Consider the following 25,119-nt stretch of genomic DNA (forward strand, 5'->3'; position numbering starts at 1 on the left):
ATTTAAAAACTTGAAAATGACAAAAAGCCATAACTTTTTTACTAAGGAAATGAAATGAATACAAAAATACTAGAAACGTTAGAATTTAACAAGGTCAAAGCTCTATTTGAACCCCATCTTTTGACGGAGCAGGGACTAGAGCAGTTAAAAGAACTTGCTCCAACGGATAAAGGTGACAAGATAAAACAGGCTTTCGCAGAGATGAAGGAGATGCAGGAGCTTTTTGTGGAGCATCCTCATTTCAGCATTTCGGAAACAAAAGACATTGCTTCAACCTGCAAACGTTTGGAGATGGGTGCTGACCTCAATATCGAGGAATTTCTCCTTCTCAAACGTGTCATATTTGCCAGTCGTGAATTGAAAAACTTCTATGACAATCTTGAAAATGTACGCTTGGATCACCTAGCAAATTGGTTTGAGAAACTTCATGATTTCCCACATCTGCAAGGAAACCTTCAAGCCATCAACGAAGCTGGATTTATTGAGAATTTTGCGAGTGAAGAACTCGCACGAATCCGCCGGAAAATCCATGATAGTGAGAGCCAAGTTCGTGATGTCTTGCAAGACCTTCTCAAGCAGAAGGCGCAGCTGTTGACAGAAGGGATTGTCGCTAGTAGAAATGGTCGTCAAGTTCTTCCAGTTAAAAATACCTATCGGAATAAGATTGCTGGGGTCGTTCACGATATTTCTGCCAGTGGGAACACTGTTTATATCGAACCTCGTGAAGTAGTTAAGTTAAGTGAGGAAATTGCTAGTCTTCGTGCAGATGAACGCTATGAGATGATGCGTATCCTTCAAGAACTCTCTGAACGAGTGAGACCGCATGCGGCTGAAATTGCCAATGATGCCTGGATTATTGGGCGTTTAGACTTGATTCGCACCAAGGTGCGTTTTATCCAAGAGACCGGAGCAGTGGTCCCTCAAGTATCTGAGGAACAGGAAATCCAACTCCTCCATGTTCGCCATCCTTTGGTTAAGAATGCTGTCGCAAATGATGTGCACTTTGGGAAGGATTTGACAGCTATCGTCATCACCGGTCCTAATACGGGTGGTAAGACCATCATGCTAAAAACCTTAGGATTGACGCAAGTCATGGCCCAGTCTGGGCTGCCAATTCTAGCCGATAATGGCAGTCGTGTAGGGATTTTCGAGGAGATTTTTGCCGATATTGGAGATGAACAATCCATCGAGCAAAGTCTCTCAACCTTCTCTAGTCATATGACCAATATCGTTGATATTCTTGGTAAAGTCAACCAAAACTCGCTCTTGTTACTGGATGAGCTTGGAGCAGGAACGGATCCTCAGGAAGGTGCAGCCCTTGCCATGTCTATCTTAGAAGACTTGCGTTTGCGTCAAGTCAAGACTATGGCAACCACTCACTATCCTGAGCTCAAGGCTTACGGGATTGAAACAGCTTATGTTCAGAATGCCAGCATGGAGTTTGATACAGCTAGCCTGCGTCCAACTTATCGCTTTATGCAAGGCGTACCTGGTCGAAGCAATGCATTTGAAATTGCCAAACGTCTAGGATTGTCGGATATCATTGTAGGTGACGCTAGCAAGCAGATTAACCAAGACAATGATGTCAATCGCATCATTGAGCAATTGGAAGAACAAACACTTGAAAGTCACAAACGTCTTGAAAATATCCGCCAAGTCGAGCAAGAGAACCTCAAGATGAATCGTGCACTTAAAAAACTCTACAATGAGCTTAACCGTGAAAAGGAAACAGAACTCAATAAGGCGCGTGAGCAAGCTGCTGAGATTGTTGAATTAGCTCTGGCAGAAAGTGATGATATTCTAAAAAATCTTCATAGCAAATCTCAACTAAAACCACATGAAATTATCGAAGCCAAGGCCAAGCTCAAGAAGTTAGCACCTGAAAAAGTTGACCTTTCTAAAAACAAGGTCCTCCAAAAGGCCAAGAAAAAACGAGCTCCAAAAGTTGGAGATGATATTATCGTTTTAAGCTATGGTCAACGTGGTACCTTGACCAATCAACTAAAGGATGGACGTTGGGAAGCACAGGTTGGCTTGATTAAGATGACACTTGAGGAAAAAGAGTTTGACTTGGTTCAAGCCCAGAAAGAAGCGCCAGTCAAGAAGAAACAAGTTAACGTCGTTAAACGTGCAGCAGGAAAAGGTCCACAAGCTCGACTAGACCTTCGTGGCAAACGCTACGAGGAGGCTATGGAAGCCTTGGATGCCTTTATCGACCAAGCCCTGCTCAACAATATGGCGCAAGTGGACATCATCCATGGTATCGGTACAGGAGTCATCCGTGAAGGGGTGACTAAGTACCTACAAAGAAATAAACAAGTCAAGAGCTTTGGCTATGCACCGCAAAATGCAGGTGGTTCTGGAGCGACTATCGTTACCTTTAAAGGCTAACCAAGCTATAGAATGAAATGTCAAAAGAGTACCTATCAAGTGATAAGTACTTTTTTTGATGAATCAATTTCAATCATTATTGTTAGTGAGTATTTTAAAAGGGGACAATCGTTTTATAGCCAAAAAAAAATTGATGAAGGCTTGTCTAGCTGAGCTTTAATTATGCTATACTGATAGTAACGTTATTTTCGGAGGTTAGCATGAAAAAACTTCCCTTGGCTTTTTCAGGTTGTTTATTGGGTTTAGCTGGTGCAGGCAATCTCATCTTGGATACTTTTCCGCTATTGTCCCACGTCTTTAGTTTGTCAGGATTGATTCTGTGGTTCTATTTTCTAGTAAGTCACCTCAGTCATTGGCAAGAAAGTAAGCAAGAGTTGAAGAAAGCCCCTCTTTTATCAGGTATGGCGACCTTTCCAATGGCAGGGATGATTTTATCGACCTATATGCTACGGACTCTACCAGTTAGCTTGAACTTCATCGCGCAGGTTCTCTGGTGGTTTGCCTTTCTACTGGATGTAGGCTTAATCATCTACTTTACTATCAATTACGTACAAGCTAAACCAAGGACGAGCGCAACGCCAAGTTGGACGGTTCTTTATGTGGGAATCGCAGTGGCAAGCTTGACCTACCCAGTAGTGGGGATAGTTGGTATTGCCTATGGAGCTTGGATTTTTGGCTTTATCTTAACCCTTTTCCTTTACCCTCTAATTTATCAAGATTTGAAAAAAAATCCATTACCGCTCGCTTTACTGGGGCAAGAAGGGATCTATTGTGCTCCATTTTCTCTCCTTTTAGCAGCACTAGTTCGGATAGGAGGTCCAGACCTTCCTAGCTGGATTTTGCTGGTCATGGTCCTTGCATCTCAGACTTTCTTTTTCTTAGTTCTTAGTCGCTTATCAAGGATTTTAAAACAGGGCTTCCAACCAGCCTTTTCAGCTCTAACTTTCCCAACCATCATCACGGCAACTTCCTTGAAAATGGCCCAGGGAATCCTACAGTTTCCAACCCTTAACCTACTCGTTTGGATAGAAACTATCATTTGTTTAACAATCCTCATCTACGTATTAGTAGAATATGTGAGATATTTAAGAAAATAACAAACCCCCTAGCACTGAGAAGTGAAATGAAGAAAGGTGCAGACCTATAACGGTGTAAGGGATAGCTAGAATAAATAAATACTAATAAAGAGAGTGTGTAAAATGAACCATAAGATTGCAATTTTATCAGACATTCATGGCAACACGACAGCCTTAGCTGGAGTGCTTGAGGACGCTAAAAATTTGGGAGCGACTGAATATTGGCTTCTGGGAGATATTTTTCTTCCTGGGCCAGGAGCAAATGACTTGGTGGCTCTTTTGAAAGACCTTCCCATTACAGCATCTGTTCGAGGCAACTGGGATGATTGTGTGTTAGAGGCTTTAGATGGGCAATATGGTTTAGAGGATCCCCAAGAAATCCAGCTTATGCGATTGACCCAGTATCTGATGGAGCGTCTAAACCCAGAGCATATTGATTGGTTGAGAAATCTACCTATGGTAGCCAAGAAAGAAGTAGAAGGCTTGCGCTTTTCTCTTTCACATAATTTACCTGAGAAAAATTATGGTGGTGATTTGCTGGTTGAAAATGATACCGAAAAATTTGACCAGCTACTTGATGAAACTACTGATGTAGCCGTCTATGGTCATGTTCACAAGCAGTTGCTTCGTTATGGTAGCCAAGGTCAACAAATCATCAATCCAGGTTCGATTGGTATGCCTTATTTTGACTGGGTAGGGCTGAAAAATCACCGTGCCCAGTATGCCTTACTTGAAGTTGAAAATGGTGAATTGGTCAATATCCAATTTCGTAAAGTTGCCTATGATTATGAAGCAGAGTTAGAATCAGCCAAGGGGAAAGTCCTTCCTTTTATTGAAATGTATGAAGAACTGCGACGAGAAGACAATTACCAAGGCCATAACAGAGCTTTATTGGCTAGCCTTAATGAAAAATATGGCTATGTCGAGGATGTCAAAAACTATTTTGATTTTTTGTAAGAGTTGCTTTAATTAACAGATACTAAAAAAACGATTGGACTAGCCAATCGTTTTTAATATATCTTATTGTAATTGAGACTGATCTGGTAGGTAAGAACCACCGAGATAGGTTTTGCTGAGTTTTTCAAGGGTTCCGTCTTGATAGAGTTCTTTGAGGACCTTGTCAAATTGGTCTTTAAATTCTTTTTGGTCACTTGAGAAGATGATGTAGTTGTTTGGATTGTCGTTGCTTTCCAAGTCGACTACGTTCAAGTCTAAACCTCGGTCTTGGATAATCTTTTGAACAGAGATTTTATCAAAGATTAGGAAATCAAACTCACCATTAGCGAGGTCAGTCAGACGTTTAGCGACATCTTCACCAGAGTATTGGATGGTTGCAGGATTATCGGAGTGGCTTTGATTCCAGTCTGTAACAACTTTGGCAGTAGAAGTTCCTGTATCATCCTGAGTTGTTTTACCAGCGATATCTTGAAGAGAAGTAAGAACCTTGTCTTTTCTGCTTACAAGAACCAAAGGATTTTTAGCGATAGGTAGTGAGTAGAGGTATTTATCTGCTCTCTCTTTGGTATAGCTCAAGTTGTTTGCAGCAGCTTGGTAACGGCCAGCATCCAATCCAGGGAAGATACTTTCCCAGGCTGTTTTTTGGAATTCAATCTTGTATTGGTCTAGTTTTTCATCGACTGCTTTTAAAACTTCAACATCATATCCAGTCAGGTTTCCATCTTTTTCAAAGTCAAAAGGTGGGATGTCTCCGGCAGTTGCTACGACAATGGTTTTAGGACTAGAAGTGGAAGTAGAAGTACTTTCTTGTTTAGATTGTCCGCAGGCAACCAACAAGGGACTAATAGCAAATAATAAGAATAATTTTTTCATAAGAGTCTCCTTTACTTAATGCTTTCTAGATTACCAGACAATCGATCAAATAGCCAATATATATTTTTTATGGACGTGATAGAGAAATATTATAATTTCCAGTTTGAGTCTATAATCTAAAATTCAAAGCAGATAAGAAAAGATAATTTATTCAGCCAATGAAAAATCTCTGCAAGCTCTTTCAGAATGTGGTAAAATGGAAGCAGTAGAAATAGAAAAGGAACTTGCTTATGAAATTTCTTGAGTTAAATAAAAAACGTCATGCGACTAAGCATTTTATTGATAAACCTGTCGATCCGAAGGATGTTCGTACAGCTATTGAAATCGCAACCTTGGCACCAAGTGCCCACAACAGCCAGCCTTGGAAATTCGTCGTGGTTCGTAAGAAAAATGCTGAATTAGCAAAATTGGCTTACGGTGCAAACTATGAGCAAGTAGCATCTGCACCTGTAACGATTGCCTTGTTTACAGATACAGACTTAGCCAAACGCGCCCGCAAGATTGCCCGTACTGGTGGTGCCAATAATTTCTCAGAAGAGCAACTTCAGTACTTCTTGAAAAATCTTCCAGCTGAGTTTGAGCGTTACAGCGATCAACAAGTTAGTGACTACTTGGCTCTTAATGCAGGACTAGTAGCTATGAACTTGGTCCTTGCACTGACTGACCAGGGAATTGGTTCAAACATTATCCTTGGTTTTGACAAATCAAAAGCCAATGAAGTCTTGGAAATCGAAGAACGTTTCCGTCCAGAACTTTTGATCACAGTGGGTTACACAGACGAGAAGTTAGAACCAAGCTACCGCTTGCCAGTAGATGAAATTATCGAGAAAAGATAGAAAGAAGAAAAAATGACAGCAATTGATTTTACAGCAGAAGTAGAAAAACGCAAAGAAGACCTCTTGGCTGACTTGTTTAGCCTTTTAGAAATCAACTCAGAACGTGATGATAGCAAGGCAGACGCTCAGCATCCATTTGGACCTGGGCCAGTAAAAGCCTTGGAGAAATTCCTTGAAATCGCAGACCGTGACGGATACCCAACAAAAAATGTCGACAACTATGCCGGACATTTCGAGTTTGGTGAAGGAGAAGAAGTTCTCGGAATCTTTGCCCACATGGACGTAGTGCCAGCAGGTAGTGGTTGGGACACTGACCCTTACACTCCAACTATCAAAGATGGTCGTCTTTATGCGCGTGGTGCTTCTGATGACAAGGGGCCAACTACAGCATGTTACTATGGTTTGAAAATCATCAAAGAATTGGAACTTCCAACTTCTAAGAAAGTTCGTTTCATCGTCGGAACTGACGAAGAGTCAGGTTGGGCAGATATGGACTACTACTTTGAGCATGTAGGACTTGCAAAACCAGACTTTGGCTTCTCTCCAGATGCTGAATTCCCTATCATCAATGGTGAAAAAGGAAACATCACAGAATACCTCCACTTTGCTGGTGAAAATACTGGTGCAGCTCGTCTTCATAGCTTCACAGGTGGTTTACGCGAAAACATGGTACCTGAATCAGCAACTGCAGTCGTTTCAGGGGACTTAGCTGACTTGCAAGGGAAACTAGACGCTTTCGTTGCAGAGCACAAACTCAGAGGAGAAATCCAAGAAGAGAACGGTCAGTACAAGGTGACTGTAATTGGTAAATCAGCCCACGGTGCTATGCCTGCTTCAGGTGTCAATGGTGCGACTTACCTTGCCCTCTTCCTTAGCCAATTTGCTTTTGAAGGACCTGCAAAAGACTACCTTGACATTGCTGGTAAGATTCTCTTGAATGACCACGAAGGCAAGAACTTGAAAGTAGCTCATGTGGATGAAAAGATGGGTGCTCTTTCTATGAATGCTGGTGTCTTCCGCTTCGACGAAGCAAGTGCTGACAACACTATTGCCCTTAACTTCCGTTATCCAAAAGGAACAAGCCCAGAGCAAATCAAGTCAGTTCTTGAAACCTTGCCTGTTGCTTCAGTTAGCCTTTCTGAGCATGGTCACACTCCTCACTATGTGCCAATGGAAGATCCACTTGTTCAAACCTTGTTGAATGTTTACGAAAAACAAACAGGTCTTCAAGGTCACGAACAAGTCATCGGTGGAGGAACATTTGGACGTCTATTAGAGCGTGGTGTAGCCTACGGTGCTATGTTCCCAGATTCTATCGATACTATGCACCAGGCCAATGAATTTATCGCCTTGGATGATCTCTTCCGTGCAGCAGCCATCTACGCTGAAGCTATCTATGAATTGATCAAATAATGATTTAGAAGTCTGAGATTCTATACTTAGACTTCTTTTTGGAGGGAAAGTAGATGTCTCAAATCGAAAACATCAAGCAAGCCATTATGGCGGATCCACAGAATACTGGCTATACCGAGCGAGGAATCCAACCTCTCTTTGCGGCCCCAAAGACTGCTCGAATCAATATCATTGGGCAGGCACCTGGTCTCAAAACCCAAGAAGCGGGTCTTTACTGGAAGGATAAAAGTGGCGATCGCTTGCGAGAGTGGCTAGGTGTGGATGAAGATACGTTTTATAATTCAGGTTACTTTGCAGTCATGCCTATGGATTTCTACTTTCCAGGACACGGGAAATCGGGTGACCTACCACCTCGTCCAGGTTTTGCAGAAAAATGGCACCCAAAACTTTTGAAGGAGTTGCCAGATATTCAATTAACCCTCTTGATTGGCCAGTATGCTCAAGCATATTATCTGCATGAAAAGGTCAGTGGTAAGGTAACGGATCGTGTGCATCGCTTTAAGGATTATTTGCCTGATTATTTCCCTTTGGTGCATCCGTCACCACGCAACCAAATCTGGATGAAAAAAAATCCTTGGTTTGAAGAAGAAGTGGTTCCTGATTTGAAAGATAGAATCCAAAAGATTCTTGGAGAAACAAAATGAAAGACATTACTATTAACGATTTTTATCAACTTTACCAGAATAGCCCACTTTCTGTGCTGGATGTCAGAGAAGTAGAGGAATTTGAAGCTCTTCATTTAGAAGGTGCTCGTAATTTCCCTCTCAGTCAACTGGCTGATACTTATAAACAACTGGACAAAGACCAGCTTTATTACGTGATTTGTAAATCAGGAATGCGTTCAGCACGCGCTTGTCAATTTTTGGCAGAACAAGGCTATGAGGTTACAAATGTCCAAGGTGGCATGGATGCCTTAGAATAAGAAAAACTCCCTTTGAGACTGGAATAGAAAAGGTCTCGAAGGGAATTATTTTGCTCTAAAATTCCGAAAATTGAAAACATTTTAGAATTATTTCGAGATAGCCTTTTCATGCCTTTAAACATGTTATACTAAGAAAGTATTTTAATTTTATAAGGAGAGTTTATGGCTAAAAAAGGTGCTTTAACAGGATTACTTCTGTTTGGAATATTTTTTGGAGCAGGTAACTTGATTTTCCCTCCAACTCTAGGCGCACAGTCTGGAGAAAACTTCCTTCCTGCCATTGCAGGATTTGTATTTTCAGGTGTTGGGATTGCCGTCCTAACCTTAATTATCGGGACCCTTAATCCTAAGGGATATATCTATGAGATTTCTAAGAAAATTTCACCCTGGTTTGCGACGATTTATCTTGCAGCCTTGTACTTGTCGATTGGTCCATTTTTTGCCATTCCGCGTACAGCAACAACATCGTTTGAAGTAGGGATTAGTCCCCTCCTAGCAGAAGCAGATAAGGGTTTAGGTTTAATTGCCTTTACCATTCTCTACTTTGTTGCAGCCTATTTAATCGCCCTTAATCCTTCAAAGATTTTGGATCGTATTGGGCGAATCTTGACTCCAGTATTTGCGATTTTGATTGTTGTTCTGGTTATCCTTGGGGCCTTTAAATATGGTGGGAACGCACCGCAAGCAGCATCAGGTGCCTATCAAACTTCGGCCTTTGGTGCAGGCTTCCTTGAGGGATACAATACACTTGATGCGCTTGCTTCTGTTGCCTTTAGTGTTATCGCTGTTCAAACCTTGAAACAGCTTGGATTTTCAAGTAAGAAAGAATACATTTCAACTATTTGGGTCGTTGGAATCGTTGTGACTCTTGGATTTAGTGCTCTCTATATCGGGTTAGGATTCTTAGGCAATCATTTCCCAGTAACTGCTGAAGCAATGCAAGGAGGAACTCCAGGAGTTTATATCTTGTCACAAGCAACACAAGAAATATTTGGTTCGATAGCGCAATTTTTCCTTGCAGTCATGGTAACTGTGACTTGTTTCACAACGACTGTAGGCTTGATTGTATCAACAGCTGAATTCTTCAACGACCGCTTCCCACAAATCAGCTACAAGGTTTATGCGACTGTCTTTACCTTGATTGGTTTTGCTATCGCAAACCTTGGATTGAGTGCTATTATCAAATACTCAGTTCCAGTGCTAGTTGTCTTGTATCCAATCACGATTGCTATTGTCATGATTGTGATTGTTAACAAATTTATCGCCCTTTCTAAACCAGGTATGCAGTTGACTGTTGGACTTGTCACTGCCATTGCTATTGCCAGTGTTTTAGGATCTACATTTAAGATTGACTTTCTTGCAAATATCGTTAACGCGCTACCATTCGCGGATGCCTCTCTACCATGGTTAGTGCCAGCAATTGTTGGAATCTTACTTTCTCTCGTTCTTCCAAATAAACAAGAAAGTGAAGCCTTTGAAATGGAATAATAAAAAACCTTGGCATTAGCCGAGGTTTTTTATTATTGAAAATGACAATTAGTTAGTTTTTTCAGTATATCCAAGATCTTTTAACATTTTCTCAGAGGCGCTAAAGCTAACACTGTCACCAATACCAGAGTATTCATCTGGTAAGGCTTTTTTAAGTTCGTCAAGACTTGCAACTGTGAAGTCAATTTCAGTATGTTGAACGACTTTTCCGTCTTTAATCTCAATGCTATGGGTAACACCTTTAAGACCTTCATAACCTTTATAAGCTTCTTCAACGGATGTTTTAAGTTTTTCTGCAGTAGTACCGATAGCTTCTGGGTCATAGACGTTATGACCTGAATGTTTCAATACGTTATCTCCATCTACAGTATAGGTTAAAGTAGAATTAAGATCACTATGAGTATCATTTACAAAGGTTACTGTTTTTACTTCAGATTTGTTTTCTGTAGTTTGTTGGCTAGTAGAGTCTACCTGTGTAGTTTCACCTTTTGCTGAGCTAGTTGATGAAGATGATGATTGTTTTGAACATCCCAACAAGATAGCTAATGGTAAAGCTACACAAAGAGTCATTTTAAAATATTTGTTCATGTCTTTTCCTTTCATAATTAAGAACTAACTTCATTATATCACAGCTTACTTTTGCAATCAAATTATCTAAGTTTTTCATTTTTGCTCAGCCTAAAAAGGGAAAAGTGATATAATATTAGGAAGAGGTGAAGAAATGAATCAAACTGTAGAATATATTAAAGAACTAACTGCTATCGCGTCGCCAACAGGTTTTACGCGTGAAATTACCAATTATTTGGTTGAGACGCTTGAAAAGCTTGGATATCAACCTGTCCGTACTGCTAAAGGTGGTGTCAATGTAACAATCAAAGGTCAAAACGACGAACAACAGCGTTATGTGACTGCCCATGTAGATACTTTGGGAGCTATCGTTCGTGCTATTAAACCAGACGGTCGCCTCAAAATGGACCGTATTGGAGGCTATCCTTGGAATATGATTGAAGGTGAAAACTGTACGGTCCATGTGGCTAGTACAGGAAAAACAGTTTCAGGTACGATTTTGATCCACCAGACTTCTTGTCATGTATACAAGGATGCGGGGACAGCTGAACGTACGCAGGACAATATGGAAGTACGTTTGGACGAAAAAGTAACCAATGATAAGGAAACACGCACACTCGGTATCGAAGTTGGAGATTTTATCAGCTTTGACCCTCGAACAATCGTAACTGATACAGGCTTTATCAAGTCTCGTCATTTGGATGACAAGGTGAGTGCAGCTATTCTCCTCAATCTCCTTAAAGTCTATAAAGAAGAAGGGATTGAGCTTCCAGTTACTACTCATTTTGCCTTTTCAGTCTTTGAAGAAGTGGGGCATGGGGCTAACTCAAGTATTCCAAGTCAAGTTGTCGAATATCTAGCAGTAGATATGGGAGCAATGGGAGATGACCAACAGACAGATGAGTACACAGTGTCTATCTGTGTCAAAGATGCTTCAGGTCCGTATCACTATGAATTCCGTCAACATTTGGTCGCCCTGGCAAAAGAGCAGGACATTCCATTTAAACTAGATATCTATCCATTTTACGGTTCGGATGCTTCTGCAGCTATGTCAGCTGGAGCAGAAGTCAAACACGCTCTTCTTGGTGCAGGTATTGAGTCTAGTCACTCTTACGAGCGGACTCATGTTGATTCTGTAGTGGCTACTGAGCGTATGGTAGATGCTTATCTTAAGAGTGACTTGGTAAACTAAAATGTGCTTGATTTGTGATCGAATTGAATTGATTAAGGCAGGGGAAAATCCCTACTTTGTAAAAGAACTGGAAACAGGCTATGTTGTCATCGGAGACCACCAGTATTTTGAAGGCTACACTCTTTTTCTAGTCAAGGAACATGTCACAGAATTACATCATCTACATCCAACTGTCAAACTCCGCTTTTTAGAGGAAATGAGTCTGGTTCAGGAAGCTGTCTCTAAGGCTTTTTCTGCCGAAAAGATGAATGTAGAGTTGTTGGGAAATGGAGACGCTCATGTTCACTGGCATATTTTTCCAAGACGAGCTGGTGATATGAAGGGACACGGACTTAATGGGCGTGGTCCAGTCTGGTGGGTTCCTTGGGAAGAAATGGCAGCAGAAGATTGCCAAGTGCAACCAAAACAATTACAAAACTTAATCCAATCGTTATCTGTTGAATTGGATAAAGTTATCATATGAAAGGATAAACCATGAAAAAAAGATATCTTGTTTTGTCAAGCTTATTAGCCTTGACATTGGCAGCTTGTTCACAAGAAAAAACAGAGACTTCTGACGCAAAAACTTCTTCAGAGCAATCGACTGTACAAGAAGGAACTGTTGGTAGCAAGTCTCATGAAGCTAGCCAAAAGAAGGCAGAAGTAGTAGACAAAGGAGATCACTACAGTATTCAAGGTAAGTATGATGAGATTGTTGTCGCTAACAAGCATTATCCTATGTCCAAAGATTATAATCCTGGAGAAAATCCTACCGCAAAGGCAGAACTGTTAAAACTTATTGCAGCAATGCAGCAAGCAGGATTCCCGATTAGCGACCACTATAGTGGATTTAGAAGTTATGAAACTCAGGTTAAACTGTATCAGGATTATGTCAATCAAGATGGCAAGGCAGAGGCTGACCGCTATTCTGCAAGACCCGGCTATAGTGAACACCAAACTGGTCTTGCCTTTGACCTAATAGGAACAAATGGAAACTTAGTGACAGAAGAAAAGGCTGCCCAATGGCTTTTAGATCATGCTGCAGACTATGGTTTTGTCGTTCGCTATCTCAAAGGTAAGGAAAAAGAAACAGGCTATATGGCTGAAGAATGGCACCTTCGCTACGTCGGAAAAGAAGCCAAGGACATCGCTGCAAGTGGCCTCAGTTTGGAAGAGTATTACGGCTTTGAAGGTGGAGACTATGTTGATTAGTCGCAAAATACCTTGCAAGAATGCTTGAAATTTGATAAAATATTTAGTAATTAAATAGGAATCTGCAAGACTAGTATCTCAGGGGAAATATATCAGGGAGGAGAGCCGTGACTGAAAGCTCTCTATATGAAAACTGGGTGAATTCACTTGCGCAGGGATTCAGAAATAAAGGTCTGACTTGTCAGATGAAAACGGATGGTACCGCGTGTCAACGCTCCGAGTGGAGTTTTTGGCATGTGGTTTTCTTTTTTTCTGATAATCGACTGATGGAGGAATTATGTCAACTATTGAAGAACAATTAAAAGTGCTTCGTGAAGAAACGCTAGCTAGCTTGAAGCAGATTACTGCTGAAAATGAAAAAGAGATGCAAGAATTGCGTGTCTCAGTCCTTGGGAAAAAAGGGTCACTGACTGAAATCCTTAAAGGGATGAAAGACGTTTCTGCAGAAATGCGTCCTGTTATCGGAAAACACGTAAATGAGGCTCGTGACGTCCTAACAGCTGCCTTTGAAGAAACAGCTAAGCTCTTGGAAGAAAAGAAGGTTGCAGCTCAACTAGCAAGTGAGAGCATCGATGTGACGCTTCCAGGTCGTCCAGTTGCGACTGGTCACCGTCACGTTCTCACACAAACTAGTGAAGAAATCGAAGATATCTTCATCGGTATGGGTTACCAAGTCGTGGATGGATTTGAAGTAGAACAAGACTACTACAACTTCGAGCGTATGAACCTTCCAAAAGACCACCCAGCCCGTGATATGCAGGATACTTTCTACATCACAGAAGAAATCTTGCTCCGTACCCACACGTCTCCAGTTCAGGCGCGTGCGATGGACGCCCATGATTTTTCTAAAGGTCCTTTGAAGATGATCTCACCAGGACGTGTATTCCGTCGTGATACAGACGATGCGACCCACAGTCACCAATTCCACCAAATCGAAGGCTTGGTTGTTGGGAAAAACATCTCTATGGCTGACCTTCAAGGAACTCTTCAGTTGATTGTCCAAAAAATGTTTGGTGAAGAGCGCCAGATTCGTCTGCGTCCATCATATTTCCCATTCACTGAGCCATCTGTTGAGGTTGACGTTTCATGCTTCAAGTGTGGAGGAGACGGCTGTAACGTATGTAAGAAAACAGGTTGGATCGAGATTATGGGTGCCGGTATGGTTCACCCACGTGTCCTTGAGATGAGTGGCATCGATGCAACTGTTTACTCTGGTTTTGCCTTTGGTCTTGGTCAAGAACGTGTAGCCATGCTTCGCTACGGAATCAATGATATCCGTGGCTTCTACCAAGGCGATGTCCGCTTCTCAGAACAGTTTAAATAAGATTGAAACCTGAAACACAGTCCTATACAGTACTAATCATCTTCTCTCAATGAGATATGGTGAGTACTGCCTCAAAGAAAAAGAAAGGAATTGAAAAGGTCTCGCTCCTTGAGATCTTATACTCAGAATTATGTTAGTATCATATAAATGGTTAAAAGAATTGGTGGACATTGATGTGCCATCAGAGGAGTTGGCTGAAAAAATGTCAACCACAGGGATCGAAGTAGAAGGTGTGGAATCACCGGCTGCCGGTCTCTCAAAAATTGTTGTCGGTGAGGTCTTGTCTTGTGAAGATGTGCCAGAAACTCACCTCCATGTTTGTCAGGTTAACGTTGGCGAAGAAGAAGCTCGTCAAATCGTCTGTGGAGCACCAAATGTGCGTGCAGGCATCAAGGTTATGGTGGCTCTTCCAGGTGCTCGTATTGCTGACAACTACAAGATCAAAAAAGGAAAAATCCGTGGCTTAGAGTCACTTGGAATGATCTGTTCTCTTGGTGAATTGGGGATTTCTGATTCAGTTGTACCTAAGGAATTCGCAGATGGTATCCAAATCTTGCCTCAAGATGCTGTTCCAGGGGATGAAGTCTTCTCTTACCTCGACTTGGATGATGAAATTATCGAACTTTCCATCACCCCTAACCGTGCGGACGCTCTTTCTATGCGTGGAGTAGCGCACGAAGTGGCAGCCATCTATGACAAGGCAGTCAACTTTAAAGAATTCAGTTTAACAGAAACCAATGAATCTGCAGCAGACGCTCTTTCTGTCAGCATTGAGACAGACAAGGCGCCTTACTATGCAGCCCGTATCTTGGACAATGTGACCATCGCACCAAGTCCACAATGGTTGCAAAACCTTCTCATGAACGAAGGCATCCGTCCCATCAATAATGTGGTTGATGTGACCAACTATATCCTGCTTTACTTTGGTCAGCCTATGCATGCCTTTGACTTGGATACCTTCGAAGGAAACGATATCCGTGTGCGTGAAGCGCGTGCTGGTGAAAAATTGGTAACCTTGGACGGGGAAGAGCGTGAGTTGGAAACAAGTGACCTCGTGATTACGGTTGCTGACAAACCAGTAGCCCTTGCAGGTGTCATGGGTGGTCAGGCTACAGAAATCTCTGAAAGCTCTAGTCGTGTTGTCCTTGAAGCAGCTGTCTTCAATGGCAAATCGATCCGTAAGACTAGCGGTCGCCTCAACCTTCGTTCTGAATCTTCTTCTCGCTTTGAAAAAGGCATCAACGTGGCAACTGTCAATGAAGCCCTTGATGCAGCAGCCAGCATGATTGCAGAGCTTGCAGGTGCAACAGTACGTAAGGGCATTGTTTCAGCAGGTGAGCTTGACACTTCTGATGTGAAAGTTTCTTCAACTCTTGCTGACGTCAACCGTGTCCTTGGTACAGAGCTTTCCTACGCGGATGTAGAAGATGTCTTCCGTCGTCTTGGATTTGGCCTTTCTGGAAATGCAGATAGCTTCACAGTAAGCGTACCACGTCGTCGTTGGGATATCACTATCGAGGCTGACCTCTTTGAAGAAATCGCTCGTATCTATGGATATGATCGCTTGCCAACCAGTCTTCCAAAAGACGATGGTACCGCTGGTGAATTGACTGCGACACAAAAACTCCGTCGTCAAGTTCGTACCATTGCAGAAGGAGCAGGCTTGACAGAAATCATCTCCTACGCTCTGACAACTCCTGAAAAAGCAGTTGAGTTTACGATTCAGCCAAGCAATTTAACAGAGCTCATGTGGCCAATGACTGTGGACCGTTCAGTTCTCCGTCAAAATATGGTTTCTGGTATCCTTGATACAGTTGCCTACAACGTAGCACGTAAGAATAAAAACTTGGCTCTTTATGAAATTGGAAAAGTCTTTGAGCAAACTGGTAATCCAAAAGAAGAATTGCCAAACGAAATCAACAGTTTCGCCTTTGCTTTGACTGGTTTAGTCGCTGAAAAAGACTTCCAAACAGCAGCAGTTCCTGTTGACTTCTTCTATGCTAAGGGAATCCTTGAAGCCCTCTTTACTCGCCTAGGACTGGAAGTGACTTATACAGCAACCTCTGAAATTGCTAGTCTTCACCCAGGACGTACAGCCTTGATCTCACTCGGTGACCAAGTCCTTGGTTTCCTTGGTCAAGTCCACCCTGTAACAGCTAAGGCTTATGATATCCCTGAAACTTATGTAGCAGAATTGAACTTGTCTGCTATTGAAGCATCTCTTCAACCAGCTACTCCATTTGTGGAAATTACTAAGTTCCCAGCAGTCAGCCGTGATATTGCTCTTCTTCTAAAGGCAGAAGTGACTCATCAAGATGTGGTAGACGCCATCAAAGCTGCTGGCGTGAAGCGTTTGACTGATATCAAACTCTTCGATGTCTTCTCTGGCGAAAAACTAGGACTTGGTATGAAGTCAATGGCTTATAGCTTGACCTTCCAAAATCCAGAAGATAGCTTGACTGATGAAGAAGTCGCACGCTACATGGAAAAAATCCAAGCTTCTCTCGAAGAAAAAGTGAATGCAGAAGTGCGTTAAGAACCTTCAATCCATCCCTTGGGATGGATTTTTTTATCTTGGTAAATGCATGGTATTGGAAAGATAAATAAATGTGAATTTTATTATTTTTGTATAAAAAATTCCAAGCGAATTCTACCAATAAAAATGTACATAAATCCTTGTAATGTTTATTAAAAAGAGTATAATGAGGATAAGATTCGTAGGAGGTAGATTATGTTAGAAATCCGCAATCTTGAAAAAAGCTTTGGTCCTAAGCAAGTCTTGTTTGGTGTAGATTGTCAAGCACGGTCAGGACGTATTTTGGGTCTAGTTGGGAAAAATGGAGCTGGGAAAACAACTATTTTCCACAGTATTTTGAAATTTTTGGATTATCAGGGAGAGATTCAGTTTGATGGCCAGGAAATTCGTCAGGAAACCTATGCTCGGATTGGCTATTTACCCGAAGAACGTAGTCTCATGCCTAAGCTGACAGTTCTTGAACAAGTGCGTTATTTGGCAACATTAAAAGGCATGGATGCAAAAGAGGTCAAAGAAAAACTCCCTCAATGGATGGAAAAGCTAGAAGTCAAAGGAAAACTGACAGATAAAATCAAGAGTCTCTCAAAAGGGAATCAACAAAAGATTCAGCTCATCATTACTTTAATGCATGAACCAGATTTGATTATCCTTGATGAACCCTTTAGTGGTCTGGATCCAGTTAATACCGAGTTGCTCAAGCAGGTTATCCTCAAAGAAAAAGAACGTGGTGCGACCATTATCTTTTCTGACCACGTCATGACCAATGTCGAAGAGCTATGTGATGATATCCTGATGATTCGTGATGGTCGTGTAGTCTTGCATGGACCAGTCCAAGATGTCCGTAATCAATATGGCAAAACGCGACTTTTTGTTGCAAGTGAAAAAACTCAGGAAGAGTTGGAAAATCTCCCTCATGTCACTCATGCTAGCTTGACCAAGCAGGGGATTTGGAAGCTTATTCTAGATGACGAAAATGCTGGTCAGGAGCTTTTTGCAATCTTGACACAAGGACATTACATTGCCACATTTGACCAGCAAGCTCCGACAATCGATGAAATCTTTAAACTAGAATCAGGGGTGGAAGTATGAGAAATATGTTGGTTGTAATCAAAGAAACCTATCTGCGTCATGTTAAATCCTGGAGTTTTTTCTTTATGGTAATCTCGCCATTTCTCTTTATCGGCTTGTCTGGAGGAATTGGGTATCTCCAAGGTTCCTCTCTAGCTCAAAATAATAAGGTAGCAGTAGTTAGTTCGGTCCCTGCTGTAACAGAGGAGCTTAAATCGACAAATGGCATTAACTTTGATTATAAGGATGAAGCAAGTGCGCAACAAGCCATCAAGGATGAGAAAATAAAAGGTTATCTGACCATTGATCAAGAAGATAGTGTACTTAAGGTGGTCTATCATGGAGAGACTTCACTAGAGAGTGGCATTAAATTAGCTGTGACTGCTAAGTTGAATGAACTTCAATCTCAACTCAACCGTTCAGAAGCAAATTTGTCTCAAGAACAGGAAAAACGTTTGGCTCAAACAATTCAATTCACAGAGCAGATTGATGAAGCTAAGGAAAATAAAAAGATGGTCCAAACATTTGCGGCTGCAGGACTTGGCTTCTTTCTTTATATGATTTTGATTACCTATGCTAGTGTCACCGCTCAAGAAGTAGCCAGTGAAAAAGGTACAAAAATCATGGAAGTGGTATTTTCAAGTATTCGTGCTAGCCATTATTTCTACGCACGTATGATTGCTTTACTTCTTGTCATTTTGACCCATATTGGCATTTACGTCATTGGAGGATTTGGAGCTCTCTTATTCTTTAAAGATATGCCCGTATTAGCAAATTCAGGTATTTTAAACCACTTAGGAGAAGCCTTTTCAGTCAATACCTTATTGTTTGTCTTAGTCAGTCTCTTTATGTATGTGGTTTTGGCTGCCTTTCTAGGTTCGATGGTTTCTCGGCCTGAAGACTCTGGTAAGGCCTTGTCCCCTTTGATGCTTTTGATTATGGTAGGTTTTATTGGAGTAACTGCTTTAGGAACATCTGGAGATAATTTGGTTTTGAGGATTGGCTCATATATCCCATTCATTTCTACCTTCTTTATGCCTTTTAGAGCTATTAATGGCTATGCGGGTAGTGTAGAAGCTTGGATTTCGCTTGCTATAACAGTCATTTTTGCAGTAACTGCAACAGTCTTTATCGGCCGTATGTATGCTAGCTTAGTTCTTCAAACAGATGACTTAGGAATCTGGAAAACCTTTAAACGAGCTTTGAGCTATAAATAAAGTAGTGGACCTGAGAGTGTATCTCCCAGGTCTTTCAATTAGCTGAAATATTTCACATTAATTTCTTCTAAACCTTTGACTAATAAAGAAAATTATCGTACAATAAAGAGTACATGATAAAATGAGACCAGAGTTTATATGCTCTGGCGTTAGTAGTAAAAAATGAGGAGAAACGCTTTGGAATTAGAAGTATTTGCTGGGCAAGAAAAAAGTGAACTATCTATGATTGAGGTGGCTCGTGCCATCTTGGAACTCCGTGGTCGCGATCACGAAATGCATTTTAGCGATTTGGTCAATGAAATCCAAAACTATCTTGGTACCTCTAATAGCGATATTCGTGAAGCACTACCTTTGTTCTATACAGAATTGAACTTCGATGGTAGCTTTATCTCTCTTGGAGATAACAAATGGGGACTTCGTTCATGGTATGGAGTAGATGAAATTGATGAAGAAATCATTGCTCTTGAGGAAAGTGACGATGAAGAAGTAGCACCTAAGGCTAAGAAAAAACGTGTTAATGCCTTTATGGACGGAGATGCCGATGCCATTGATTATGGCGCAGATGATCCAGAAGATGAGGACGCCTACGAAGAAGATCCAGCTCTTTCTTATGATGATGAAAATCCAGACGATGAGAAGAACGAAGTAGAAGCCTACGACGCTGAAATCAACGAAATTGCACCAGATGACCTTGGAGAAGATGTTGATCTTAATGAAGAAGATGACGAAGACTCTGAGGATGAAGAAGAATAATACAAAAAAGCAAGGGAAATTTCCTTGTTTTTTTAATGATTGTTCATACTTGAAGGTAAGACACTAAAATCTGATAGTCAATTTGATTTGACAAATGAGTCAAATTGAGGTAAGATATTGTTCGGGCACCTCTTTTAGAGGTCGGAGCTCCCTAGTTATTAGGGAGCTATTTTTGTTTTTCCAGGAACTTTTATCCTGGATTGTGGTTATTGATGAAGGTCTTGTTTTCTATCTCCCCTACTAGTGAGCAGGACCTTGAGCATTTTAGAAAGAGGAATCTATGTCTACGAAATATATTTTTGTAACTGGTGGAGTGGTGTCGTCTATTGGGAAAGGGATCGTTGCAGCGAGCCTTGGACGTCTTTTAAAAAACCGTGGTTTGAAGGTGACCATTCAAAAATTTGACCCTTATATCAATATAGACCCAGGGACCATGAGCCCATATCAGCATGGGGAAGTCTTTGTAACTGATGATGGGGCTGAGACAGATTTGGACTTGGGTCACTATGAACGTTTCATCGATATCAACCTCAATAAATACTCAAACGTGACAACTGGTAAAATCTACAGCGAAGTTCTTCGTAAGGAACGCCGCGGTGAATATTTGGGTGCAACTGTCCAAGTTATTCCTCATATTACAGATGCCTTGAAAGAAAAAATCAAGCGTGCTGCTCTTACGACAGACTCTGATGTCATTATTACAGAGGTTGGTGGAACAGTCGGTGATATCGAGTCCCTTCCATTCTTAGAAGCTCTTCGTCAGATGAAGGCAGATGTCGGTGCTGATAATGTTATGTATATCCATACAACTTTGCTTCCTTACCTCAAGGCAGCTGGTGAAATGAAAACCAAGCCAACTCAACACTCTGTTAAAGAATTGCGTGGTTTGGGTATTCAACCAAATATGTTGGTCATCCGTACTGAAAAGCCAGCTGGACAAGGGATTAAAAATAAACTAGCCCAGTTCTGTGATGTGGCACCAGAAGCAGTTATTGAGTCCTTGGACGTGGATCATCTTTACCAAATCCCACTTAATCTGCAAGCACAAGGCATGGATCAAATTGTCTGCGACCATTTGAAGATTGATGCACCTGCAGCAGATATGACAGAATGGTTAGCTATGGTTGATAAGGTTATGAACCTCAAAAAACAAGTCAAGATTGCACTTGTTGGTAAATATGTCGAGTTACAGGATGCCTACATCTCCGTTGTTGAAGCCTTAAAACACTCTGGTTATGCCAATGATGCAGAAGTGAAGATTGATTGGGTCAATGCTAACGATGTGACAGCTGACAATGTGGCAGAACTTCTATCTGACGCTGACGGCATCATCGTGCCGGGTGGTTTTGGTCAACGTGGAACAGAAGGTAAGATTGAAGCGATTCGCTATGCGCGTGAAAATGATGTACCAATGCTAGGAGTATGCTTGGGTATGCAGTTGACCTGTATCGAGTTTGCCCGAAATGTTTTGGGACTTGAAGGGGCTAATTCAGCAGAGCTTGATCCTGACACAAACTATCCTATCATCGATATCATGCGTGATCAGATTGATGTTGAGGACATGGGGGGAACCCTTCGTTTGGGACTTTATCCTTCTAAGTTAAAACGTGGTTCTAAGGCAGCTGCAGCTTATCATAACAAAGAGGTGGTACAACGCCGTCACCGTCACCGTTATGAATTTAACAATGCCTTCCGTGAACAGTTTGAAGGAGCAGGTTTTGTCTTTTCAGGAGTGTCACCAGACAACCGCTTGGTCGAAATAGTTGAGATTCCAGAAAACAAATTCTTTGTGGCTTGTCAGTACCATCCAGAGCTTTCAAGTCGCCCAAACCGTCCAGAAGAACTCTACACTGCTTTTGTGACAGCTGCAGTTGAAAATCGTAAATAGTAGAATAAACCTTTGAGAGTCAACTCAGAGGTTTTTATTTGATTTCAGTATCATGAAAATCTGGAAAATCAGCTCTGAATTTGGTAAGATAAGATTATGGATTTTGAAAAAATTGAACAGGCATATACCTATTTATTAGAAAATGTCCAAATCATTCAAAACGATTTGGCGACAAGCTTTTATGATGCCTTGATTGAACAAAATGGGATCTATCTCGATGGTCAAACCAATCTGGAGCAAGTCAAAAAAAATAACCAGGCCTTAAAACGCTTAGCGCTTCGAAAAGAGGAGTGGTTACGGACCTATCAATTTTTGCTAATGAAGGCAGCGCAAACAGAACCTCTTCAAGCCAACCATCAGTTCACACCGGATGCCATTGGTCACTTGATGATTTTTATCATAGAACAGCTTTGTCCTACTGAAGATCTAAGTCTGTTAGAGTTAGGTTCTGGAATGGGAATTCTGGGATCTAGCTTCTTGACATCTATGAACAAAAGGGTTGATTACCTTGGAATAGAGCTAGATGATCTCTTGATTGATTTGGCAGCAAGCATGGCTGAAGTTATGGATCTACAAATGGGCTTTGTCCAAGGAGATGCAGTGCGTCCACAAGTATTAAAAGAAAGTGATATTATTGTGAGTGACCTACCGGTCGGCTACTACCCAGATGATCAGACAGCCTCACGATATCAAGTAGCAGCTAAAGGTGAACATACCTATGCGCATCATCTGTTAATGGAACAATCGCTCAAGTATCTTAAGACAGGTGGTTATGCGATTTTTCTAGCTCCGACAGATTTATTAACGAGTCCTCAGAGTGAACTTTTAAAATCCTGGCTGACTGAACAGGCTCAACTAGTAGCAATCATAGCTTTACCAGAGGATCTCTTTGTACAGGGAGCACAGTCTAAAACGATCTTTGTTCTACAGAAGAAGACGGGAGAAGCGATTGAACCATTTGTTTATCCACTTACGAGTCTTCGTGACTCTGAAATTTTGATGGATTTTAAGGAAAAGTTTCAAATTTGGAGTCAATATTCATGAAATTTGAACTGAGATTTGATATAATAGTTGAAAACGCTTAAAAAGGGGAAAATTATGTCTAAAACAATTGCAATTAATGCCGGTAGCTCAAGTTTGAAATGGCAACTGTATCAAATGCCAGAAGAACAGGTTCTTGCTAAAGGTTTAATTGAACGCATTGGTTTGAAAGATTCTATCTCAACAGTTAAATTCGATGGTCGTGCTGAAAAAGAAATCACTGATATTGAAAATCATACTGTTGCTGTTAAAATTTTGCTTGATGACTTGATTCGTTTTGATATTATCAAATCTTACGATGAAATCACAGGAGTTGGGCACCGTGTTGTTGCTGGTGGTGAAGTCTTTACAGACTCTGTAGTAGTGGAAGGTGACGTATTGGCTCAAATCGAAGAGTTGGGTCTACTTGCACCACTACATACTCCAGCTAACGTAGCCGGAATTCGCGCCTTCAAGGAATTGTTACCAAACGTAACTAGTGTTGCTGTTTTTGATACATCTTTCCACTCAACTATGCCTGAGAAAGCTTACCGCTACCCACTGCCAACTAAATATTACACAGAAAATAAAGTTCGTAAATATGGTGCTCACGGAACTAGCCACCAATTCGTAGCTCAAGAAGCAGCAAAACTGTTGGGACGTCCACTTGAAGAATTAAAATTAATTACATGTCATATCGGTAACGGTGGTTCTATTACTGCGGTTAAGGGTGGAAAATCTGTTGATACATCTATGGGATTCACACCACTTGCAGGTGTGATGATGGGTACACGTACTGGTGATATCGATCCAGCTATCATTCCTTACCTTATGGAACATACAAATGATTTTAATACACCAGAAGATATAATCAATGTATTGAACCGTGAGTCAGGTTTACAAGGTATTTTTGGTAAATCTAGTGACATGCGTGATGTAGAAGCAGCGATGGAAGCAGGTGATCCTGATGCAACCTTGGCTCTTGAAATGTACGTTGACCGTATCCAAAAACATATTGGACAATACTTGGCAGTCCTAAACGGAGCTGATGCTATCATCTTTACGGCTGGTGTTGGTGAAAATGCAGCTGATGTACGTGAAAAAGTTATCACTGGTATTTCTTGGTTCGGTTGTGATGTAGATCCAGAGAAAAATGTTTTTGGTGTAACTGGAGACATCTCTACAGATGCTGCAAAAATTCGTGTCCTTGTCATCCCAACTGATGAAGAACTTGTTATTGCGCGTGATGTTGAACGTTTGAAAAAATAAACGATAAGAAAATCGACCTTCTCAATAGAGAGGTCGATTTTTTATATTGTTGACGAGTATTTACCATTTGGTAAGCGAAACTTCACCGCTATTGAGCCAGATTTTTTCACCAGTGGCTAATTCTATCTGCAGTTGGCCCTGATCCGAAATGTCACATGCTTTTCCTGAGATGATTTCCTGATCCTTCTTGAAGGAAACTTCTTTTCCTAAAACAATTGATTGTTTTTTATAAAGATAAAGTAGCTCATCGGCATCTGTTTCGTAGAAACATTTCCAAATTTCAGCAATCAGTTCATTGCGAGTAATGGGGCTGCTTTGAGAAAAGAGACTTCCAGCTTTCCCTTGTAGATTTTTGGGAAAGTCAGCGATAGAAAAGTTAATCCCAACACCAATAATAACATCTGTAACAAGTCCGGTTTCGACAGAAGTAATAGCTTCAGTTAGGATACCGGCTATTTTTTTCTGATTTAGATACAGATCATTTACCCACTTGATGTCTAAATCAATCAAGCTCAAATTTTTAACAGCCTTATAAATAGCAGCTGCAGTCAAGAGTGTGTAAGCTGGTAAATCTAGATAAGAAAGATTAGGTTTTAGGTGGAGGGACATATAGATTCCCCCCTTGTCTGGAGAGTAGTAGGGACGCTGAAATCGACCACGGCCCATCGTTTGGCTAGTTGAGAGGTAGAGTGTATCTCCTTTGGTACCAGCTTCCATGGCCTCCTTAGCATCAGTCTGGGTCGATTTGGTGATAGGTTTAAATTGAACAGTGATAGGGCTGTTGTTTTCGATTTCTTGAGGTAAGATAAGGTCTCCACGAAGAAGTTTGTAGCCACGGTTTTTGATGCTGTCAATTTCTAAACCTTCCTGTTGGAGACGCTGAATCGCTTTCCAAACAGAAGTTCGAGAGAGGTTTAATAGTTCAGCAATTTTTTCTCCACTTAAATAATCAGTTTCACTAGCTAATATTTTATAAACTTCTTGGTAAGATTTCATGGTAGAGCCTTTCCGGGAAAATTAATTTAATTGTACCATAATTTTACAAAAGATAGACTGCTTTTATGAGAGGAATCCTCGTTTCTTATAAAGTTTTACCAAGTTTTAGTTAGGATGATATAGACAAAGTGGTTTTCAAATT

The 25,119-nt window shown here is 41.1% G+C and carries 22 protein-coding genes; 19 read left to right on the top strand and 3 right to left on the bottom strand.

What is annotated here, in order from left to right; all coding sequences use genetic code 11:
* Positions 1-54: 54 nt before the first annotated feature.
* From GOM46_RS02185 to GOM46_RS02195, 3 genes are all read left to right on the top strand, one after another.
* Positions 55-2,391 carry an endonuclease MutS2 gene (locus GOM46_RS02185; RefSeq protein ID WP_235083857.1) on the top strand — a complete coding sequence of 779 codons (2,337 nt, stop codon included), beginning with the start codon at positions 55-57 and terminating at the stop codon, positions 2,389-2,391.
* A gap of 200 nt (positions 2,392-2,591) precedes the next feature.
* Positions 2,592-3,488 carry a TDT family transporter gene (locus GOM46_RS02190; RefSeq protein WP_006150128.1) on the top strand — a complete coding sequence of 299 codons (897 nt, stop codon included), beginning with the start codon at positions 2,592-2,594 and terminating at the stop codon, positions 3,486-3,488.
* A 102-nt stretch (positions 3,489-3,590) separates the two neighbouring features.
* Positions 3,591-4,424, top strand: a complete 834-nt coding sequence (locus GOM46_RS02195; protein WP_235083858.1) for a metallophosphoesterase family protein — start codon at positions 3,591-3,593, stop codon at positions 4,422-4,424.
* A gap of 63 nt (positions 4,425-4,487) precedes the next feature.
* On the opposite strand, the gene GOM46_RS02200 is transcribed toward GOM46_RS02195, so the two are convergent.
* Entirely contained in the window at positions 4,488-5,297 is an 810-nt protein-coding gene (locus tag GOM46_RS02200; RefSeq protein WP_235083859.1) for an amino acid ABC transporter substrate-binding protein, read from the bottom strand.
* A gap of 230 nt (positions 5,298-5,527) precedes the next feature.
* Here GOM46_RS02200 and GOM46_RS02205 point away from each other — a divergent pair, with 230 nt between their 5' ends.
* The 5 genes from GOM46_RS02205 (at position 5,528) to brnQ (ending at position 9,956) form a co-directional block, all read left to right on the top strand.
* On the top strand, positions 5,528-6,133 hold the full coding sequence (locus GOM46_RS02205) for a nitroreductase family protein (protein WP_235083860.1): 606 nt from the start codon (positions 5,528-5,530) through the stop codon (positions 6,131-6,133).
* A 12-nt stretch (positions 6,134-6,145) separates the two neighbouring features.
* Positions 6,146-7,546, top strand: a complete 1,401-nt coding sequence (gene pepV, locus GOM46_RS02210; RefSeq protein WP_235083861.1) for a dipeptidase PepV — start codon at positions 6,146-6,148, stop codon at positions 7,544-7,546.
* A 53-nt stretch (positions 7,547-7,599) separates the two neighbouring features.
* Positions 7,600-8,190 carry a uracil-DNA glycosylase family protein gene (locus GOM46_RS02215; protein ID WP_235083862.1) on the top strand — a complete coding sequence of 197 codons (591 nt, stop codon included), beginning with the start codon at positions 7,600-7,602 and terminating at the stop codon, positions 8,188-8,190.
* Positions 8,187-8,468 (top strand): rhodanese-like domain-containing protein, encoded by a 282-nt coding sequence (locus GOM46_RS02220; RefSeq protein WP_235083863.1) that lies wholly within the window; start codon positions 8,187-8,189, stop codon positions 8,466-8,468. The genes GOM46_RS02215 and GOM46_RS02220 overlap by 4 nt, the downstream gene beginning before the upstream one ends.
* 162 nt (positions 8,469-8,630) lie before the next feature.
* The gene (brnQ, locus tag GOM46_RS02225) at positions 8,631-9,956 is read left to right on the top strand and encodes a branched-chain amino acid transport system II carrier protein (RefSeq protein ID WP_235083864.1); all 1,326 of its coding nucleotides are present in this window, start codon (positions 8,631-8,633) and stop codon (positions 9,954-9,956) included.
* Between the two features lie 48 nt (positions 9,957-10,004).
* Here the strand turns inward: brnQ and GOM46_RS02230 are convergent, their stop codons facing one another.
* A complete protein-coding gene (locus GOM46_RS02230) occupies positions 10,005-10,544 on the bottom strand; it encodes a DUF1307 domain-containing protein (protein WP_235083865.1) in 540 nt (179 codons plus the stop codon).
* Positions 10,545-10,677: 133 nt separating this feature from the next.
* On the opposite strand from GOM46_RS02230, the gene GOM46_RS02235 reads away from it, so the two are divergent.
* The 11 genes from GOM46_RS02235 to GOM46_RS02285 all read left to right on the top strand — a co-directional run bounded on the left by GOM46_RS02235 (position 10,678) and on the right by GOM46_RS02285 (position 23,981).
* Complete coding sequence (locus tag GOM46_RS02235; protein WP_235083866.1) at positions 10,678-11,715, top strand: M42 family metallopeptidase; 1,038 nt, start codon at positions 10,678-10,680, stop codon at positions 11,713-11,715.
* Between the two features lies 1 nt (position 11,716).
* On the top strand, positions 11,717-12,178 hold the full coding sequence (locus GOM46_RS02240; RefSeq protein WP_070889260.1) for an HIT family protein: 462 nt from the start codon (positions 11,717-11,719) through the stop codon (positions 12,176-12,178).
* 11 nt (positions 12,179-12,189) lie between these two features.
* A complete protein-coding gene (gene ldcB, locus GOM46_RS02245; protein ID WP_235083867.1) occupies positions 12,190-12,906 on the top strand; it encodes an LD-carboxypeptidase LdcB/DacB in 717 nt (238 codons plus the stop codon).
* Between the two features lie 277 nt (positions 12,907-13,183).
* Complete coding sequence (pheS, locus tag GOM46_RS02250; RefSeq protein ID WP_006150230.1) at positions 13,184-14,230, top strand: phenylalanine--tRNA ligase subunit alpha; 1,047 nt, start codon at positions 13,184-13,186, stop codon at positions 14,228-14,230.
* A 130-nt stretch (positions 14,231-14,360) separates the two neighbouring features.
* The gene (pheT, locus tag GOM46_RS02255; RefSeq protein WP_235083868.1) at positions 14,361-16,766 is read left to right on the top strand and encodes a phenylalanine--tRNA ligase subunit beta; all 2,406 of its coding nucleotides are present in this window, start codon (positions 14,361-14,363) and stop codon (positions 16,764-16,766) included.
* Between the two features lie 195 nt (positions 16,767-16,961).
* On the top strand, positions 16,962-17,855 hold the full coding sequence (locus GOM46_RS02260) for an ABC transporter ATP-binding protein (RefSeq protein WP_235083869.1): 894 nt from the start codon (positions 16,962-16,964) through the stop codon (positions 17,853-17,855).
* Positions 17,852-19,051, top strand: coding sequence for an ABC transporter permease (locus tag GOM46_RS02265; RefSeq protein WP_235083870.1), 1,200 nt, complete (start codon positions 17,852-17,854; stop codon positions 19,049-19,051). Before GOM46_RS02260 ends, GOM46_RS02265 begins: the two co-directional genes overlap by 4 nt.
* A gap of 177 nt (positions 19,052-19,228) precedes the next feature.
* Positions 19,229-19,804 carry a DNA-directed RNA polymerase subunit delta gene (rpoE, locus tag GOM46_RS02270; RefSeq protein ID WP_006150244.1) on the top strand — a complete coding sequence of 192 codons (576 nt, stop codon included), beginning with the start codon at positions 19,229-19,231 and terminating at the stop codon, positions 19,802-19,804.
* A gap of 280 nt (positions 19,805-20,084) precedes the next feature.
* Entirely contained in the window at positions 20,085-21,692 is a 1,608-nt protein-coding gene (locus tag GOM46_RS02275) for a CTP synthase (protein ID WP_235083871.1), read from the top strand.
* A gap of 96 nt (positions 21,693-21,788) precedes the next feature.
* Positions 21,789-22,736: a class I SAM-dependent methyltransferase gene (locus tag GOM46_RS02280; RefSeq protein WP_235083872.1), complete on the top strand. Its 948-nt coding sequence runs from the start codon at positions 21,789-21,791 to the stop codon at positions 22,734-22,736.
* Positions 22,737-22,790: 54 nt separating this feature from the next.
* Positions 22,791-23,981, top strand: coding sequence for an acetate kinase (locus tag GOM46_RS02285; protein WP_235083873.1), 1,191 nt, complete (start codon positions 22,791-22,793; stop codon positions 23,979-23,981).
* A gap of 60 nt (positions 23,982-24,041) precedes the next feature.
* Here GOM46_RS02285 and birA read toward each other — a convergent pair whose 3' ends face one another.
* Entirely contained in the window at positions 24,042-24,977 is a 936-nt protein-coding gene (gene birA, locus GOM46_RS02290) for a bifunctional biotin--[acetyl-CoA-carboxylase] ligase/biotin operon repressor BirA (RefSeq protein WP_235083874.1), read from the bottom strand.
* Positions 24,978-25,119: the final 142 nt, after the last annotated feature.

This window comes from Streptococcus infantis (genome assembly GCF_021497965.1).
Classification (GTDB): domain Bacteria; phylum Bacillota; class Bacilli; order Lactobacillales; family Streptococcaceae; genus Streptococcus; species Streptococcus infantis_B.